At 60.6% G+C, this 16,952-nt stretch carries 14 protein-coding genes; 9 read left to right on the forward strand and 5 right to left on the reverse strand.

Annotated features, from left to right (window positions below):
* Positions 1–13 precede the first annotated feature (13 nt).
* Positions 14–1,159: a sialidase family protein gene (locus CKA38_RS08670; RefSeq protein ID WP_108825115.1), complete on the reverse strand. Its 1,146-nt coding sequence runs from the start codon at positions 1,157–1,159 to the stop codon at positions 14–16.
* A gap of 162 nt (positions 1,160–1,321) precedes the next feature.
* Positions 1,322–2,386 carry a dual-specificity RNA methyltransferase RlmN gene (rlmN, locus tag CKA38_RS08675; protein ID WP_108825116.1) on the reverse strand — a complete coding sequence of 355 codons (1,065 nt, stop codon included), beginning with the start codon at positions 2,384–2,386 and terminating at the stop codon, positions 1,322–1,324.
* A gap of 146 nt (positions 2,387–2,532) precedes the next feature.
* Here rlmN and CKA38_RS08680 point away from each other — a divergent pair, with 146 nt between their 5' ends.
* Positions 2,533–4,092, forward strand: coding sequence for a hypothetical protein (locus tag CKA38_RS08680; protein WP_152032751.1), 1,560 nt, complete (start codon positions 2,533–2,535; stop codon positions 4,090–4,092).
* 55 nt (positions 4,093–4,147) lie between these two features.
* Here CKA38_RS08680 and CKA38_RS08685 read toward each other — a convergent pair whose 3' ends face one another.
* Entirely contained in the window at positions 4,148–4,570 is a 423-nt protein-coding gene (locus tag CKA38_RS08685) for a hypothetical protein (protein ID WP_108825118.1), read from the reverse strand.
* A 123-nt stretch (positions 4,571–4,693) separates the two neighbouring features.
* Positions 4,694–5,746, reverse strand: coding sequence for a sugar phosphate isomerase/epimerase family protein (locus CKA38_RS08690; protein ID WP_108825119.1), 1,053 nt, complete (start codon positions 5,744–5,746; stop codon positions 4,694–4,696).
* 214 nt (positions 5,747–5,960) lie between these two features.
* Here CKA38_RS08690 and CKA38_RS08695 point away from each other — a divergent pair, with 214 nt between their 5' ends.
* Positions 5,961–6,554 carry a LemA family protein gene (locus CKA38_RS08695; RefSeq protein WP_108825120.1) on the forward strand — a complete coding sequence of 198 codons (594 nt, stop codon included), beginning with the start codon at positions 5,961–5,963 and terminating at the stop codon, positions 6,552–6,554.
* Between the two features lie 137 nt (positions 6,555–6,691).
* The gene (locus CKA38_RS08700) at positions 6,692–8,044 is read left to right on the forward strand and encodes a bifunctional folylpolyglutamate synthase/dihydrofolate synthase (RefSeq protein ID WP_108826509.1); all 1,353 of its coding nucleotides are present in this window, start codon (positions 6,692–6,694) and stop codon (positions 8,042–8,044) included.
* Between the two features lie 85 nt (positions 8,045–8,129).
* Here CKA38_RS08700 and ribF read toward each other — a convergent pair whose 3' ends face one another.
* Positions 8,130–9,071, reverse strand: coding sequence for a riboflavin biosynthesis protein RibF (ribF, locus tag CKA38_RS08705; RefSeq protein WP_108825121.1), 942 nt, complete (start codon positions 9,069–9,071; stop codon positions 8,130–8,132).
* A 145-nt stretch (positions 9,072–9,216) separates the two neighbouring features.
* Here ribF and CKA38_RS08710 point away from each other — a divergent pair, with 145 nt between their 5' ends.
* The 6 genes from CKA38_RS08710 to ilvC all read left to right on the forward strand — a co-directional run bounded on the left by CKA38_RS08710 (position 9,217) and on the right by ilvC (position 16,925).
* A complete protein-coding gene (locus CKA38_RS08710) occupies positions 9,217–10,167 on the forward strand; it encodes a hypothetical protein (protein ID WP_152032752.1) in 951 nt (316 codons plus the stop codon).
* A 125-nt stretch (positions 10,168–10,292) separates the two neighbouring features.
* Entirely contained in the window at positions 10,293–11,651 is a 1,359-nt protein-coding gene (locus CKA38_RS08715) for a TolC family protein (protein ID WP_161554810.1), read from the forward strand.
* A gap of 24 nt (positions 11,652–11,675) precedes the next feature.
* A complete protein-coding gene (locus tag CKA38_RS08720; RefSeq protein ID WP_202863885.1) occupies positions 11,676–12,701 on the forward strand; it encodes an HlyD family secretion protein in 1,026 nt (341 codons plus the stop codon).
* Between the two features lie 245 nt (positions 12,702–12,946).
* Positions 12,947–15,253, forward strand: coding sequence for an ABC transporter permease (locus tag CKA38_RS08725; protein WP_257791581.1), 2,307 nt, complete (start codon positions 12,947–12,949; stop codon positions 15,251–15,253).
* Between the two features lie 128 nt (positions 15,254–15,381).
* Positions 15,382–15,852: an acetolactate synthase small subunit gene (gene ilvN, locus CKA38_RS08730; RefSeq protein ID WP_108825125.1), complete on the forward strand. Its 471-nt coding sequence runs from the start codon at positions 15,382–15,384 to the stop codon at positions 15,850–15,852.
* A gap of 47 nt (positions 15,853–15,899) precedes the next feature.
* Positions 15,900–16,925: a ketol-acid reductoisomerase gene (gene ilvC, locus CKA38_RS08735; RefSeq protein WP_108825126.1), complete on the forward strand. Its 1,026-nt coding sequence runs from the start codon at positions 15,900–15,902 to the stop codon at positions 16,923–16,925.
* Positions 16,926–16,952 lie beyond the last annotated feature (27 nt).

The raw sequence follows: 16,952 nt of genomic DNA on the forward strand, positions 1-16,952 counted from the left end.
CGAATCAACGACTTTACTGCGGGGGCAGCTTCCATTTTGCCTGCCGCAGCACGGCGCGCGGGGACTCCTTTAGTCGCTCATACCAGACGGTGAGGAGCGTGCCGTCGGCGAGCTCGGCGGTGCTGGGATAACCGAGGTCGGACGAGTCGCCGTCACTGGAAATGGTGATGGGGTCTCCCCAAGTTTTTCCGTTGTCCGTGCTGACGCGGGCTTGGTTGCCGAAGGGCGCGCGACGATAGCCATAGGTCATCACAAGGCGGTTGTCGCGCAGTCGCAACAGGTGCGACGGCAGCCCCCACACGCCTATGGGATGAGGCTCGGTCCATGTCCTGCCGCCGTCCGCGGACTCGGACTGGAGGGTTTCGCGATTGTTGTTTTTGCCGTGGGTGCGTATCTGCGCGATGAGCGTGCCATCGCCTGCCTCGACTGCGTGCAGCTCATGATAACTCGCGATGCTGTCTCCGGGGCGCGCGGGGATGCTTGCCAGCCATTGCCAGGTGAGGCCGTCGTCGCGGGACTCGGCGACGCCGATTTTCTTTTCCTTGGTCCAGAGCTGTTTTCCGACGTAGAGCAGGCGGCCATCCTTGAGCTGGATGGGGCCGTGCGGGCTGTTGACGATGGTGGGGATAAGCGCCGACCAAGTTTTTCCACCATCGGTGCTGCGGATGCTCCATTCGCCCAGTTGCGATTTCCTTTCCTCGGCGTCCAGCCACGCATGGGCTGCCTGCCACGCCGGCAGGCGGCCTTCGCGCACATGCGAACTCTTTTTGCCCGCGAGGACGGCGTTGAGCTGACTCGCATAATGGGAGGAGGTGAAGGTGGTGACGATTAAGGTGCCTTTCGCCGTTTCCATCACGCCGGCGTCACGATCATCCATCGCCGTGTCAAGCAGCACGCGGGGCCATGTCCAGGTGCGGCCATCATCCCGCGAGATCATGGCCACCACTTGGCCGAATGGGCAGATGTGGCCGTCCCGTCCCCCGGACCAGACGACCCAGAGTTCATTGTTGTCACGGCGAGCCACAGTGGGCCAGCCGTGATAATATTCCGGCTGCTGGCTGATGACATTGGTTTCAAGAATGACGGCGGGGTCGCCCAGTGCGAACAAGAAGGAGAGAAACACCAGGGGGAGAATTATTGGGGATTTTATGCGTTTCATATTTAAATATTAATAATCGATAAGGGGACCGGCGGGGTTGATTTGCAATGGTGCTTATACAAAGGCGGGGCGGAACTCGGGCGCCCGGATTTGGAAAACAAACGGCGGCATGCGTCGGATTTTGATGGTTTGTATTGTCCGAGCGTCCCCGGATATTCGTTTCTACGACGTCGCAGCGAGCTGGCCGCAGCCGGCGGCGATGTCGATGCCGCGTCGCTGGCGGATCGTGCTCGGTAGATTGTAGGTGGCGAGCACGGCTTGGAATTTTTTCGCGGCATCGGTGTGTCCGGGCGCGCCGGCGTAGCCGGTGGTGGGGTTGAGCGGGATCAGGTTTACTTGCGCCTGGATTCCGGTGAGGAGGCGTCCGACGGCGTGGGCGTGGTCCTCGGTGTCGTTTTGGCCGTCGATGAGCGTCCACTCGAAAAAGATGCGGCGGTTGAGTTTTTCCGCATAGTAGCGGCAGGCGTCGATCAACTGGTCGAGCGGCCAGCGTTTGGCGGCGGGGACGAGTTTGCTGCGCTCGGCTTGAGTGGCGGCGTGCAACGAGACGGCGAGGTGGATCGGGCTGGCCTCGTTGGCCATGCGCATGATGCCGGGAACGACGCCGACGGTGCTGAGTGTGATGCGGCGCGCGCCGAGCGCGAGGCCGCTGCCGTCGCGCATGATTTCTGCGGCGCGCATAACGGCGTCGTAATTGTGGAGCGGCTCGCCCATGCCCATGAGCACGACGTTGCGGAGGCGCTCGCCCTGCGCCTTGAGAATGCGCTGCACATGGAGCGCCTGCGCGACGATTTCGGATGCGGTGAGGTGCCGCGCGAAACCCATTTGCCCGGTGGCGCAAAACACGCAGCCCATCGCGCAACCGGCCTGCGAGCTGATGCAGGCGGTGACGCGCCCGGTGAAACGCATGAGGACGGTTTCAATTTTTTTGCCGTCGGCGAGCGCGAGGAGATATTTGCGCGTGAAGCCGTCGGTGCTGCGCGCCTCGTGCGAGACGGGGAGAATGTTGAACGCGGTTTCGGCCTGGAGGCGGTCCATGAGGCGCGCGGGAATGTCGGGCATGGCGGCGGAATCGAGCGCCCCGGCAGCCTCGTAGTAGAGATAGTTCCAAAGGCGCGCGGCATGCACCGGTGAAAAATCCCACGAGGTTATGAGCGCGCGCAATTCATCACGGGTGAGACCGTGGAGGTCGGTCGGGCTGGCGTGTGGTGATGCGGGCTGCTGCATGGGCCGGCATTACGACAGATGAGCGCGCGCGCGGGAAGGCGAAAAAGGGCGGAAGCACGGGCTGGCTGTCCGCGTCACGTTACGCGGGTCTTGCCTCGTTTCGTTTTGAAGGTTTCCTACCTGTTCAAGTCTCATTCCCTCAAAAAATGAAAACACCCGTCTCCCCTCGTTTCCGTCTTCTATTGCTCGCATTTTTTGTCTTCGGGGCGGGCATTCACGCCGCCGATTTGAACAAGGTTGTTTATTACAGCGAATATGGCGCCGCGGGCGACGGCGTGACCGATGATTTTGACGCAATCATCAGGGCCCATGCGGCAGCGAATGAAAAGGGACTGCGGGTGCGCGCCGACGCGGGGGCCGTCTACTACATCGGCGCGGCAAGCAAGACCGCCACAATACAGACCGACACCGATTGGGGCGACGCCAGGTTCATTATCGACGATTCGAAAGTGACCGTCGAAAACCGTGGCAAAAATGTGTTCAACATATCCTCCAAACTTTCCCCGGTTAAAATAACATCCGTGAAAACGCTGCGGAAGAATCAGGCCAGTCTTGGCGTCACGCTTCCACATAACGCATTTGTGGTGGTGACCGACAACACGACCAGGCGTTATATTCGCATGGGTTTGAATAAAAACGACGGCTCCGCCCAGACTGATGTGTTTGTCGTTGATAAAAACGGCAATATAGACGGAGGCACGCCCGTAATATGGGACTATGATAATATAACCTCCATGACGGCATGGCCCATCGATCCCGGGATATTGACCGTTCGCGGAGGGCATTTCACGACCATCGCCAACCAGGCCGAGTCGCGTTATACATACTATGCCCGGGGAGTGGGAATCACGCGTTCCAATGTGGCAATCGACGGCGTGACTCATGCGATAAAAGGCGAGCGTGATCACGGCGCGCCATATAACGGATTCATCATGATCGCGGGCTGCAGCGGCGTGATGGTGAAAAACTGCAGGCTCTCGGGGCATAAAACCTACACCACAATCGGCCGCGCGAACGCGCCGGTTTCGATGGGATCATACGATATTATTGTCAACAAGGCAGCCAATGTGACTTTCAAGGATTGCAGACAGTTGAACAATATACACGACGGGAAAATATGGGGAATATTCGGCTCGAATTATTCGAAGAACCTCACGTTTGATAATGTTGTGTTTTCGCGTTTCGACGCGCACATGGGCGTGGCAAACGCGACCATAAAAAATTCCGCTCTCGGGCACCAGGGCATCAATCTCATAGGAAGCGGCGTGTTTCTTGTGGAGAACACCAGGGTGCATGGCGCGAGTTTTATAAATTTACGCCGTGATTACGGGAGCACCTGGGAGGGCGAAATAATAATACGCAATTGCGAATACATTCCGCGCAACGGCGTTCGGGCGGACGCCGTGCTTATAAACGGCGGCAATTCGGGGCGGCATAATTTCGGATACGCGTGTCACATGCCGGAGAAGGTGACGATTGACGGTCTTGTGATAGACGATGGCAACCCGGTGGAGAATTACCAGGGCCCCAAAATTTTCGCCCCGTTTAACGCCGACTATAAAGACGCGGATTATGTTGAAAAGTATCCCTATGCGATAACCAGGGAGGTTAATATACGCGGGCTGAAAACAAAAAGCGGAAAACCGTATATAGTAAGCAAAAACCGCTTTCTATTCCGCAATGTCAGGGTGACGGAGCAAAAATAAGCGGTTGGATGCCAGGCGCGGTGGTATGTTTGCCGCGCCCGCGCATGGAGCGTTCTTACTTTTTGGCGGTGGCGAGGGCGTTGCTCAGCGCTTCGATGAACGCCCATTCGCCGTCGCTGCGCTTGCCGTCGGAGTCGGCGAGTTTGCGGCAGAGCCGAAGCAATGTGTCGCTGGATTTTTCCGAGCCCATGCGCCTCACGATGGAGAGAATGAACTCCATTCGGGCTTCCATGCTTTCCAGCGCCTGCCGCGCGGCGGCGATGGAGCGCGGTTCGTAGGTCGAGAAGGGGTGGTTGGGATCCCAGTCGAGGGTTTCGTTCCAGTCGGCGATGACCTTGGTTTCCGCAAGCGCGATGCTTGAGTCGGCATACATGCAATAGTGCAGCGCATCGACAATGGCCTCGCGCTCGGGTTGTGTGAGACCGTCACTCGCGGTTTTGTCTTTTTGGAAGATGAGTTTTTGGAGGATGGAGGGCATGATGTTTTTTGAGGTATAATCTTCACCACGGAGAGCGCGGAGGACTCGGAGTTAGGAGGAGTTTTTTTGAGGAAACTCTCCTGGTTTTTCTCCGTGTTTTTCCGGGCCTCCGTGGTGAACAGGTTACTTGTTCGCAAACGCGGCGTCGAAGGCGACGGTGCTGGACGGGAAGTCGATTTTGCGGACAAAGGCCGCCGCCTCCGTGCCGCCGTGGACGCGGTCCATGCGCGAGTCTTCCCACTCGACGGAGAGCGGGCCGCGGTAGCCGACGTCGTTGAGCGCGACGATGACTTCCTCGAAGTTGATGTCGCCGTGGCCGGGCGAGCGGAAGTCCCAGTAGCGGCGCGGATCGCCGAAGTCGGTGTGTCCGCCGAAGACGCCCGCGGTGCCGTCGCCGTGGCCCCACCAGGCGTCCTTGATGTGCGCGTGGTAAATGCGGCTGGCGAAGGTGCGGATGAACTTCACGTAGTCCACGCCCTGATAACCGAGATGCGAGGGATCGTAATTGAAACCGAAGCGGCGGTGGCCCTTGACCGCGTCGATGGCGCGGCTGGCGCTGACAATGTCGAAGGCGATCTCGGTGGGATGGACCTCGAGGGCGAAGTTCACATCGACCTTTTCGAACGCGTCGAGGATGGGGAGCCAGCGCTTGGCGAACTCGGCGTATCCTTTTTCCCAATACGCCTGCGAGGTCGGCGGAAACGCGTAGATGGAATGCCAGATCGGCGAGCCGGTGAAGCCGTTGACGACCGCGGGGAATTTCGCGGAGTAGGTGCGCCCGACGCTGTCGTTTTTCGGGCGGGCGTCGTAGAACGCACGCGCGGCCTTGGCGGTGGTGATCATTTTTTTCGCGGCGCGCTTGCGCACGCCCTCGGGATCGCCGTCGCCCCAGACATCGGGTGCGACGACCTCGCGGTGGCGGTCGTCGATGCGGTCGCACACGGCTTGGCCGTTGAGGTGGTTTGAGATGGCGACACAGGTGAGGCCGTGGTCGAGGAGCATGGCCCAGCGATCGCGGAGATACGTCTTGCTCGAGACGGCTTTCTCGACATCGAAGTGATCGCCCCAGCAGGCGAGTTCGAGGCCGTCGTAGCCCATCTTGTGCGCGAGGGGCGCGAGTTTTTCGAGCGGGAGATCGGCCCATTGGCCGGTGAACAACGTGACTAATCGTGACATGTTTTTCTAGGGTTCGGGTTGTTGTTTGGGTTTGTTGAGGGAAAGAGGGAGTTTTCCCGGGAGTGAACACGCGGTCGCGGTTTGCGGCAATTAAAAATACGTTCAATGGCGCCGGGACGTGTTGCCAAAATGGAAAGGAGGCGCATTATTCCATTTCATTTCCCGGGCATTGTGCTGTAAGTTACACGCAGTTTCAACTTTTCCAAACACCACCATGAGCATCGCACTAATCGTATCGCTAATCGTCCTCGTCCTGATCGTCCTTTTTGTAATCGGCATTTACAACAAGCTCGTCGGGCTTAGGAACCGCTTCAAAAACGCCTTCGCTCAAATCGACGTGCAACTGCAGCGCCGCTACGACCTGATTCCGAATCTCGTCGAGACGGCCAAGGCCTACATGAAACACGAGCGCGAGACGCTCGAGGCCGTGATCGCCGCGCGCAACACCGCCTACGCCGCGTCGAAGGCCGCTGCCGCGAATCCCGCCGACAACGGCGCGATGAAATCGCTGCTCGGCGCCGAGTCCGGCCTCGGCAGCGCGCTCTCGCGCCTGATGGTTGTCGCCGAGCAGTATCCCGACCTGAAGGCCAATCAAAACATGATGCAGCTTAGCGAGGAACTGACTTCGACCGAAAACAAGGTGTCGTTCGCGCGCCAGGCCTACAACGACTCGGTGATGACCTACAACACCCAGCGCGAAGTTTTCCCGTCGGTTATTTTTGCGGGCATGTTCGGTTTCGGCCCCGCGGAATTGTTCCAGGTCGAAAGCGCGCAGGTGAAACAGGCGCCGAAGGTTTCGTTTAACTGAAGACCTCGATTGGTTGCTCAAATGGCACGGGCGATTTCGTCCGTGCTTTTTTTGTGCGCATCAGCCGCGCCTAGTTGCCCGATTTCTCAATTTGCACGCGCGGACAATTTGTTCATGGTGCGTTTCTTTTCGACAACATGAGCACTGTTTCCACATCCGCCGGCAGCGACGTTTTCACGGATTACGCGTGCGTGCAGGATTATCTTTTCAGCCTGAAGGCGCGCGGCGTGAAATTTGGGATTGATCGCATGCAGTCGTGGATCAGCGCGCTGGGGCATCCCGAGCGGGCCGTGCCGGTCATCCACATCGCGGGCACAAACGGCAAGGGCTCGACGGCGGCGATGCTCGACGCGATTTTTCGCGAGGCGGGCTGGCGCACGGGGCTCTACACATCGCCGCATCTGGTGCTGCTCGGCGAGCGCGTGCAGGTAAATCGCGAGCGGCTCAACGAGCCGGAAATTCTCGACTACACAAACGAGTTGCGCCCGATTGCCGCGGCGGTTTCGCGCGAGAATCCCGACGACCACCCAAGCTTTTTCGAGTTCATGACGGCGATGGCGTTCATACAGTTCGCGCGGAAAAAATGCGACGCGAGCATCGTCGAGGTCGGCATGGGCGGGCGGTTTGACGCGACCAATGTCGTCGTGCCCGAAGTGTCGGTGATCACGACAATAAGCCTGGATCATTGCGAGTTTCTCGGTGATGAGGTCGAAAAAATCGCGTTTGAAAAAGCCGGTATCATCAAGCCCGGAAAACCTGTTGTGATCGGACATTTGCCCGGGGCTGCGGCAGCGGTCGTGCGTCGTGTCGCGGGCGAACTCGGCTCCCCCGTATATTCGATTGAGGAGGAGTTTGGCGCGGACATCGACAGCCCCGGTTATCCGCGCACGAACCTCGAAGGCGATTACCAGCGATGGAACGCCGCCACGGCGGCGCTCGTGGCCCGCGTGCTGATGAAAGCACCGGACTCGCGCTGGCGGTTGACCGGTGACGTGATCGCGCGCGGCTTGCAACGCGTCGACTGGCCGGGACGCTGGCAGCGCATCACGGTTGGCGGGCAGCCGTTGATTCTTGACGCATCGCACAATCCCGAGGGCGCGCAAACACTCGACGAAAACCTCGCGCGCCTGCGCGCCGAACTCGGCGGGGGAGAGGAGGGCAAGCCGGTCATCGTGACGGGCGCGCTGGGCGCGTTGCGCGCGCGGGCGTTGCTGGAAGTCGAGGCGAGGCATGCGCGCGAGTTGCACCTGGTCGTGCCGCATCAAGCGCGCGCGTGTTCGTTCGAGGAGTTGGAGGCGCAGGTGCCGCGCGATTTCAAGGGGAGGATTTATCACGCGACAGTCGAGGAGTTGTTTCCCGAGCCGGATCGTTGCGCGATTTCGGATTCGCATGCCCCCGTGGTCGTGTCGGGTTCGATTTACCTGATTGGCGAAATCTTAGCCCGCCTGCAAAAAGGCGTGAAAGCCGAGGGCCGCTTGCAGGATTTTTGAGGACAAAAAAGTTTGGGGCGCAAATAAAGGCGAAACAGACGCATGCCGCGAATGCATGTCGATTCGCGTCCATTTTCGGTTCAGTTCATGCCAAATCAAAAAACGCCTCCGCCTTGGCGCGGTCTTTGGCGATTTGCGCGGTCAATTCATCCACACTTGCGAATTTCATTTCGGGGCGGATAAATCGCAGCCAGTCGACGCGGATTTGGTCGCCGCCTGTGAACGGGCACGGGCCGAGCAGGTGCGCCTCAATGCGCGGCTGGGTGCTGTTTTCGACCGTGGGGCGCAGGCCGTAGTTGGCGACGGCGCGGTATTTCCCCGGTGCTTTTTCGCCGGAAACCTCCACGGCATACACGCCGAGGCGCGGGCGGAGTCCGGGTTCCCAGGGAATGTTGAGCGTCGGGTAACCGAGATCGCGCCCGAGGGCCTTGCCCGGCATGACGGTGCCCTCGGCAAAATAACTGTAGCCGAGCATGATGTTCGCCTCCTCGATTTCGCCGTCTTCGAGGCAGGCTCGTATGCGGGTGCTGCTGATCGGTTTTCCGTTTTCGCTGACATGCGACACGCCGACCACCGTGAGGCGGTGTTTTTTTGCCCCGGCAACAAGCATCGCCATGTCGCCTCGGCGGCCTCGCCCGAAGCGCCAGTTTTCGCCGACGTAGATCGTGTTGAGGCGCGGCAGGTGTTTCAGCAGGAGCGGGATGAAGTCCTCCGCCTCGACTTGCGCGAGTTCGGGCGTGAATTGTTGCGTGATGACAAAGTCGACGCCCGTTTCGACGAGCAGGCGCGCCTTGGTGCCGGGGTTGCAGATCAGGCGCGTGGGATTGTCGGGGCGCAGCAGCACGGTGGGGTGGGGGGCGAAAGTGAGCACGCCGGCCAGTCCGCCGCTGCGTCGCGCGGATTGGATCGCCATGTCGATCACCGCGCGGTGCCCGAGGTGCATGCCGTCGAACATGCCGATCGCGAGATGAAGCGGCTTCGCGGGCAGGCGGGTGTTCTCAATATTCTGGAATTGGACGGCGGGCATGTGTGTGGCGTTAGATAGAGGCGCGATTGGGGCGGGCATTCCAGTTTTAATTTTCTGGAAAAACGGCGGCGCAACACCCAGCGTCGCGACACAGGTTTTTTCGGCGGGCAACTTTTGCCTGTTTTTCGCGTCTTATTTTTTCATCGTGAACTCCAATATTAAAAACGCAGCGATTGTTATCCTTGCACTCACCACGATTGGCGCCGGCGTTTTTGCCTGGCGGCAATACCAGCGCGCCAACGCGCTCGACACCCAGGTCGCCGCGCTCAACAAGGCCGCCGAGGAGCGCGCCGGGCGCGGCCAGCGCCGGGCCTCCAGCGAGCGGCGCCAGCAGAATCCCGAGGATGGACAGGCTCCCGTCGCCGATGACGAACAGCGCGCCGCGCGCGAGGAGCGCAGGGAAAACATGCGCGCGGTGTGGGAGTCTCCCGAGGCCGTGAAGGTGCGGACGGCGGAGCAGCGGCGCAGGCTCGACGCGCGTTATGCCGGTCTCTTCAAAAAGCTCAACCTGTCGCCCGGCCAAATCGAGAAGGTGAAGGATCTCCTTGTTGAAAAACAAAACGCCGGGCGCGACGTGATGTCGGTGGCTCGCGAGCAGGGTCTTGACGCGCGCGCGAATCGCGGCGAGATCCGGCAGCTCATCCAGCAGACCGGCGCCGAGATTGACGCGAATATCGCCTCGGTGCTCGGCGCGGATAAATTCGCGCAATACCAAACCTACGAGCAGACGGGCAGCCAGCGCGCCGTGGTCGGCACGATCGAGCAACAACTCAGCTACACCAGCGACGCGCTCACACAATCGCAGAGCGAACAGCTTGTCAGTTTGCTGGCGGCAAACACGCCCGCGTCCTCCGACAGCGGCGGCCCCGGCGGACCTTCGTGGGGAGGCGGCCCCATGATGATGGGCGGCGGTTATGGCGGCGTGGAAATCACCGACCAGGTCGTTATCGAGGCGCAGAGTTTTTTAAGCGCGGCGCAAGTTGAGGCGTTACGCCAGTTGCAATCCGAGCAGAACGACCAGAAACAATTGCGCGAGCTCATGACGAGCGCCGGGGGTGGCGAGGGGCGCGTGATGCGCGGCCGCCGCGCGCGCTGATGCCGTTGGCTGGCAACTGCGGGTTGCCATAATACGTTTGCTCAAAACCGCCCGCTTTTGCCAGTCTGTGCGCGACCATGAAACTCGCACGCAGGCATTTTCAGTTTCGTTGTTTTTTTTGCGCGATGGCCATCGTTTGCATCGCGGCAAGCGCGGTTGCCCGGCCGGCGGCCGCGCCGCTCACTTTTGACGAGGCGCGCGCGCAGCTCATCACAAACGCTCCTTCGCTCAAGGCGGCGCAGGCTCGTTTCGCCGGCAAAAAGGACACCACTGATTCGCTCAAGGGGCTTAACTATCCCGAGCTCGGCCTTGAGCTGCGCTATTTCCGATACGAGCACACGATCAACAACAAACAGGCCGACATCGACTCGCTTTCGGTGAACGGAAACCCAGTCCCGCTCTCGGCGCTCGGGCTGGGTTCATACGAGGCGCGGCTTTCGCAGACCGCGCTTCAACCGCTTGCCACCGCGTCATGGGTGCTTTACTCAGGAGGCGAAATCACGGCGGCCAAACGCGCGGCGAGCGCGGCCGCCGAGCAAGCCGGCGCGCAACTTGAGGCGGTGCGCGAGGCGCTCGATCTCGAACTCGTGCGGGCTTACTTTGGCCAGCAACTCGCGTCGCGCGTGCTCGTGCTGCGCAAGGAGCTCCTTGACGGAATGCGCGAGCACCTCGACAACGCCATCAAGCTCGAAAAGGGCGGGCTCGTCACCAAGGCGCAGCGCCTGCAGGCGCAGGTTGCATGCGATGCCGCGCAGCGCGGTTACGACGCCGCGGAGCACTCGGTCAAAAACGCGCGCATAGGATTGTCCGCAATCCTGCACACGAACGAGCCGGTCGAGCCGACCACGCGACTCTTTGTCATAAGACAGCCAATCGCATCGCTCGCCACGTTTGTTGTCGGCGCGCGCGAGCGCAATCCGCAGGTGCGCGCCATCGAATCGCTCAAACGCGCCGCCGAGCAGGGCGTGAAGGCCGAGCGCGCCCGCTGGATGCCCAAGGTGCTCGCGTTTGGCAGCTACAATTTTGACAAGGACAGCGAGACGCTCGTCGACACCGACTGGATGGCGGGCATCGGCGTGCGCTGGTCGGTGTTTGACAAGATCGACCGGCGAAAAAGTTACAGCGCCGCGAAGCAGACCGTCGCCGAGGCCGCCGAATCCGCCGAGCACGCGCGCATGCTGGCCGACGCCGGCGCGCGCCAGGCCTACGACGGACTCGCCAGCGCGCTGCGCCAGTTCGAGTTGCTCGAAAGCAACCTCGAGTCGGCCCGCGAAAACCTGCGCGTGCAGGAAGTTTCATTCAAGGAAGGGCAGGGGATTTCGACTGATGTCACCAACGCGCGCATCGCGCTCACCAATGTGCTCGTCGAACGCGCCGTCGCCGCCTACCAGTTCGACCTCGAGCTCGCCAAGCTCCTCCACGCAAGCGGCCAGATGGATCAGTTCTCCGCCTACATGCGCCAGGCCGATGTGATTATTCCGTAACGTCCAAAGATAAAATATTTTGCCATGACTCAAAAAGCCTCAGCAAAACCCGTTCGCTACAAAGTGCTCGCCGTGATCTTGCTTCTCGGCATCGCGGCCATACTTGCCGTCGGCATCCGGCTTTCGTCGAAGCCGATCCCCTCGCAGATACAGGGCATGATTGACACCGACGAAATCCGCGTCGCGGCCAAGGCACCCGGGCGACTCGAAACCGTGCTCGCCGCCGAGGGCGACAGCGTTCGCGCGGGGCAAATCCTGTTCACGCTTTCCAATGCCGAGCTCGACGCAAAACTCCGCGAGGTAAGCGCGCTCGAAACTTCGGTGAAGGCGCTTCAGGCGAAGGCGGAAAAGGGCGCGCAGGACGAGGACATTGCCTCGGCCAGGGCCGTCTGGCAGGCGCACCAGGCCGCCGCGGATGTGGCGGCCAAAACCGCGGAACGGTTGAAAAGATTGTTTTCCGAGGGCGTGATCTCGGAGCAGAAACGCGACGAGGCCGTGGCAAACGCGGCCGCGACCGCCGAGTCGGCGGAGGCCGCGCGCAAGCAATACGAAAAGGCGCTCGCGGGCACGCGCGTTGAGGACAAGGCGGCGGTCGATGCGCAAGTCGCGCAGGCCGGCGCTGCGGTTGCCGCGGTGAAATCGCTGGAGGAGGAATTGAAAACGCCTGCGCCGATCGACGGGCAGATCACGAAGCGTTACGCGAATGTCGGCGAAATCGTGCCGCCGGGATTTCCCGTGTTTTCGATGATAAACCCCGACGACTTGTGGGTGTCGTTTAATGTGCGCGAGAATCAATTCTCTGGAATGGAGATCGGCAAAATCGTGGAGGGCTCCGTGCCCGCGCTCGACGGAAAGCGCATGCAATTCAAGGTGTATTTCATCAGCCCGCAGGGCGCGTTTGCGACGTGGCGCGCCGTGCGCCAGTCGGAGGGATATGATGTGAAGACTTTTGAGATTCGCGCGCGGCCGGTGAGCGTCGCGGATTCCGAAAAGGGAAAACTGAGGCCGGGCATGAGCGTGCTGTTCGACTGGCCGCAAGGCGGGCGCTGACGCGATGAAAATCACGAATTATTAATTGCGAATGATGTTCGATGAACACGGCGGTTTTTCTTTGGAGTGCGGCGGCAGAGGTCGACGCCCGGCGCCGCCGGTTTCGCATGCCAGCAAAATTCGCAAACCATTCAAAGCGGTGTCGCCGCTCCGCTTTGCCACCGCACTCCAAAAATGATCTCCGCATTCCTCAATTCCATCGCCCGCGAGTTGCGTTTTCTTAGGGGGACAAGTGGAATCTTTCACTGGTCACCTGGGTGCCGGTGGTGGCGATTGTCTGGTTCGGGCTTGTGTTTTCGGAAAGCTCGCCGCGCCAGCTGCCGGTGCTCGTCGCGGACGCGGACCAGTCGGCGATGAGCCGGCAGCTCGTGCGTTTGTTGCAGGCTTCGCCGGTTGCGGGCGTGGTGCGTGTCAGCGATAATTTCGAGGACATTCGCGAGGCGGTGCGCAAGCGCGAGGCTTACGCGGCGGTGTTTATTCCCGCGGGGGCGGAGCGGGATGTCGCGCGCGGCGAGCAGGCTCACATCTACTCGTATTACAACACGCTTTATTACTCGTCGGCGAATCTCATCCAGCGTGACCTGGCGTCGGCGGTTTCCCAGTTGAACACGAACTTGTCGGCGGCGCGCGCGGGCGGGGTGACGAATCGCGCGGTCGATGGCGCGCAGGCGTTTGGCGCGCCGCTTTCCGTGCAGGTCGCGTTTTTATACAACGCGGCGAACAGCTATGAATGGGCGCTGGGCGGAAGCCTGATCCCCGTGATTTTGCTCGTGATCATGGGCAACGCGCTGATGGTTTCGCTGGTCGGGGACTTGGGGCCGGAGCGGCGCGCGGCGTGGGTGGCGGACGCGGGCGGAAGCATGGTTTTCGCGATTGTCTGCAAGGTGATTTTTTACGCGCTGGTGTTTACTGTGATCGGGACGCTGGGCGTGTTGTGGATGCGCTGGCGCGGCTGGCCGGTGAACGGAAGCATGGGCGTGATTGTCGCGGCACAGATGCTGTTGTTTCTTGGGAACGGCGCGGTGTGCGTTCTGATTGCCGGGGTCGCGCGCAAGAACCTGCTCTTTGCGTTGAGCGCGATCAACTTTTACACGGGCGGCGGCATTTCGTTTGGCGACATCCTTTTCCCGGTCAACACATCGCCGTGGTATACCAGGTTGATCAGCGAGATCATGCCCTACACGACCTACATGCAGGTGCAGACGCAGCAGATGCAAATGGGCTCGCCGCCGGGTGATTCGCTTTGGTTTTTGTGCAAGCTCGGGCTGTTCGCGATGATCGTGTTACTGGCGGGGTTGCTGGCGTTGCGCGTGTCGCTTGCATTTGGCGACCGGAAGCGCGCGCGCGACGACGCGGATTTGCCTTCGGCGGACAATAAAAACAATATTGTGCGCGGCGGTTTTTTTCGGGGCGCGCGGATTGTCGCGCAGGCGATCAAGGCCGAGTTCAGCGTCGCCGTGCTGCTGTTTGTCGCGACGGTTTTGTATACATTCTATTATCCCGCCGCCTACGTGGAGCAGGTTTCGTCGCGCTTGCCGGTGGCCGTGGTTGATTTGGACAACAGCGCGCAGAGCCGGAAACTGCTGCGAAAAGTCATGGCGCTGAAAGCCGCTGAGGTGGCGGCGCGGCCGGCGTCCTTTGAGGACGCGCGAAGGCTGGTCGAGCGTCGCGAGGTGGACGGCATTTTGTTGATCGACGAAAACTTCGGGCGTGACGCGCTTTCGGGGCGGACGGGGCGGCTGTCGATTTACGGCAACAATGCGTTCATCGTTCGTTGCTCGGTGCTGCTCAACGCGCTTGGCGAGGCCGCGCAGGACGCGGCGCTGGATATCGCGGAGCCGCAACTGTTGCAGGCGGGCATCGGGGCGGACGCCGCGGCGGCGCGCATGCTGCCCGCGCGCATCGTGCCGAGGCCGCTTTTCAACACGCGCGAGGGTTATGGCAGTTTTGCCGTGCCCGCCGTCGCGCAACTGGTCGTGCACCAGGCGACGATTTTTGGCATTCTCATGATCTTTGGCTGGCGCAGGCAGCGCTCGGAGGAGGCGGGCCTTCGCGTGCCGGCGATGCACTGGCGCGAGTTTTTTGGAATGTTTGGCGCCTTGTTTCTCATCGCCCTGATGAACGCGATGTGGGTGAACGGCCACTGCCTGTGGCTGCATGATTATCCGCGCGCCGCCAATGTCGGCGGGATGTTAGTTTACATGGTGGCGTATGCGTCCGCCATCGTCGCGGTGGCGTTTTTTGCGGGGGGATTTGTGGATCGCACCGAGCGGGCATTGCAGTTTTTCACGTTCACCTCGATGCCGATATTTTTTGCGCTGGGAGTGTCGTGGCCGCCCGAGGCGATGCCGGCGTCGGTGCGCGCGGTGTGCCAGCTTGTTCCGGCGATGCCGGGGGTCGCGGCATTCACCAAGCTTGGGCAAATGGGCGCGACATTGCCCGAGGCGCGCGGCGAAATCCTGCACCTGATGATAATCGCCGTGGTGTGCACCGCGCTCGCATGGATGCGCCTGGGGCGCGAAGGGTCGGGGGCGAAAAGCAGGGAGGGATAGCGGCCGGAGAGCCCGCTTTTCTCAAAAAACAAAGCGTGCCGGCGCCCAATAAGCGTTCTTGATGTTCGCCGTGCGAAGTGTAAATTAACGAGTTTTCATTTTTCACAAACTCCGTTCACGACACACTCATGCGACACACGATCTCAGTCCTCGTTGAAAACAAGTTCGGCGTTCTCGCGCGCGTAGCCGGAATGTTCAGCGGCCGCGGTTTCAACATCGACACGCTCAACGTCGCGCCCACGCACGACCCCGCGCTTTCGCGCATCACCGCCGTCCTCATGGGCGACGAATCCTCGCTCGACATGGTGATCAAGCAACTGCGCAAACTCGTGAACGTCGTCGAGGTGATCGACTTCGAGGAAGGTCAGTCCGTGAATCGCGAGCTGCTCATCGCCAAGGTGAAGGCCGACCGCAAGACACGCGCCGAGATCATTCAGATTTGCGGCATCTTTCGCGCGAAGATCGTCAACGTCGGGCGAAGCGATGTGATCATCGAGATCACCGGCGACGAGACCAAGCTGGCCGCGTTTCTCGGCCTCATCCAGGATTTCGGCATCATCGAACTTGCCCGCACCGGCATGCTCGCATTGAAACGCTGAGCCTGTTCTTATCACTTCTTAATTCATAAACCTTAATTTTTATCATCATGCCTGCAAAAGTATACACCGACAAAGACGCCGATCTCGGCGTGTTCAAAAACAAAACCCTCGCCGTTCTCGGCTACGGTTCCCAAGGCCACGCGCACGCGCTTAACCTCAAGGACTCCGGTTGCAAAGTCGTCATCGGCCTTTATCCCGGCAGCAAGTCGCGCGCCGTCGCCGCGCAGCAAGGTTTCAAGGTGCTCGACACCGGTGAGGCCGTTCGCACCGCCGACGTCATCATGGTCGCGCTTCCCGACATGAAGCAGGCCGCCGTTTACGAAAAGGACATCCTCCCGAATCTCTCGAAGGGCAAGACGCTCATCTTCACGCACGGCCTCGCCGTCCACTTCAAGCTCATCAAGCTGCATCCCGAGATCGACTGCGTGATGGTCGCGCCGAAAGGCCCCGGCCACATGGTGCGCCGCCTTTACACCGAAGGAAAGGGCATGCCCGCGCTCATTGCCGTTGCGCAGGACAAGTCCAGAAAAGCCAAGAAAACCGCGCTCGCCTGGGCCAAGGGAATCGGCTCCACGCGCGCCGGCGTTCTCCAGACCACCTTCAAGGAAGAGTGCGAAACCGACCTCTTCGGCGAGCAAGCCGTTCTCTGCGGCGGCGCCAGCGCGCTCGTCCAGGCCGGATTCGAAGTGCTCGTCGAGGCCGGCTACCAGCCCGAGATGGCCTACTTCGAGTGCTTGCACGAACTGAAACTCATCTGCGACCTCATGTATGAGTCCGGCATCGCCGGCATGCGCTTCTCGATTTCCGAGACCGCGAAATACGGCGACATCACCCGCGGCCCCCGCGTCGTGAACGCGAAGACGAAGGCCGAGATGAAGAAGATTTTGAAGGAAATCCAGAACGGCACGTTCGTGAAACAGTGGGTCGCCGAATACAAGGGCGGCCTCAAGAAATACAACGCGCTGCTCAAGAAGGGTGAGAAGCACCTCATCGAGAAGACCGGCTCCCGCCTTCGCAGCATGATGCCCTGGATGTCCAAGAAAAACCTCAAGGGCGTTCAGGCCTCCTACTAATACGGGAGGCGAGCGCATCGCATCGTT

The sequence above is a fragment of the Ereboglobus luteus genome (genome assembly GCF_003096195.1).
Classification (GTDB): Bacteria; Verrucomicrobiota; Verrucomicrobiia; order Opitutales; family Opitutaceae; genus Ereboglobus; species Ereboglobus luteus.

Coding starts and splice junctions, on each gene's coding strand:
- CKA38_RS08680 (WP_152032751.1), top strand. CDS start 2,533: ATGAAAACACCCGTCTCCCCTCGTTTCCGTCTTCTATTGCTCGCATTT.
- CKA38_RS08720 (WP_202863885.1), top strand. CDS start 11,676: ATGACTCAAAAAGCCTCAGCAAAACCCGTTCGCTACAAAGTGCTCGCC.
- ilvN (WP_108825125.1), top strand. CDS start 15,382: ATGCGACACACGATCTCAGTCCTCGTTGAAAACAAGTTCGGCGTTCTC.
- CKA38_RS08670 (WP_108825115.1), bottom strand. CDS start 1,159: ATGAAACGCATAAAATCCCCAATAATTCTCCCCCTGGTGTTTCTCTCC.
- rlmN (WP_108825116.1), bottom strand. CDS start 2,386: ATGCAGCAGCCCGCATCACCACACGCCAGCCCGACCGACCTCCACGGT.
- CKA38_RS08700 (WP_108826509.1), top strand. CDS start 6,692: ATGAGCACTGTTTCCACATCCGCCGGCAGCGACGTTTTCACGGATTAC.
- CKA38_RS08695 (WP_108825120.1), top strand. CDS start 5,961: ATGAGCATCGCACTAATCGTATCGCTAATCGTCCTCGTCCTGATCGTC.
- ribF (WP_108825121.1), bottom strand. CDS start 9,071: ATGCCCGCCGTCCAATTCCAGAATATTGAGAACACCCGCCTGCCCGCG.
- CKA38_RS08685 (WP_108825118.1), bottom strand. CDS start 4,570: ATGCCCTCCATCCTCCAAAAACTCATCTTCCAAAAAGACAAAACCGCG.
- CKA38_RS08715 (WP_161554810.1), top strand. CDS start 10,293: ATGGCCATCGTTTGCATCGCGGCAAGCGCGGTTGCCCGGCCGGCGGCC.
- ilvC (WP_108825126.1), top strand. CDS start 15,900: ATGCCTGCAAAAGTATACACCGACAAAGACGCCGATCTCGGCGTGTTC.
- CKA38_RS08690 (WP_108825119.1), bottom strand. CDS start 5,746: ATGTCACGATTAGTCACGTTGTTCACCGGCCAATGGGCCGATCTCCCG.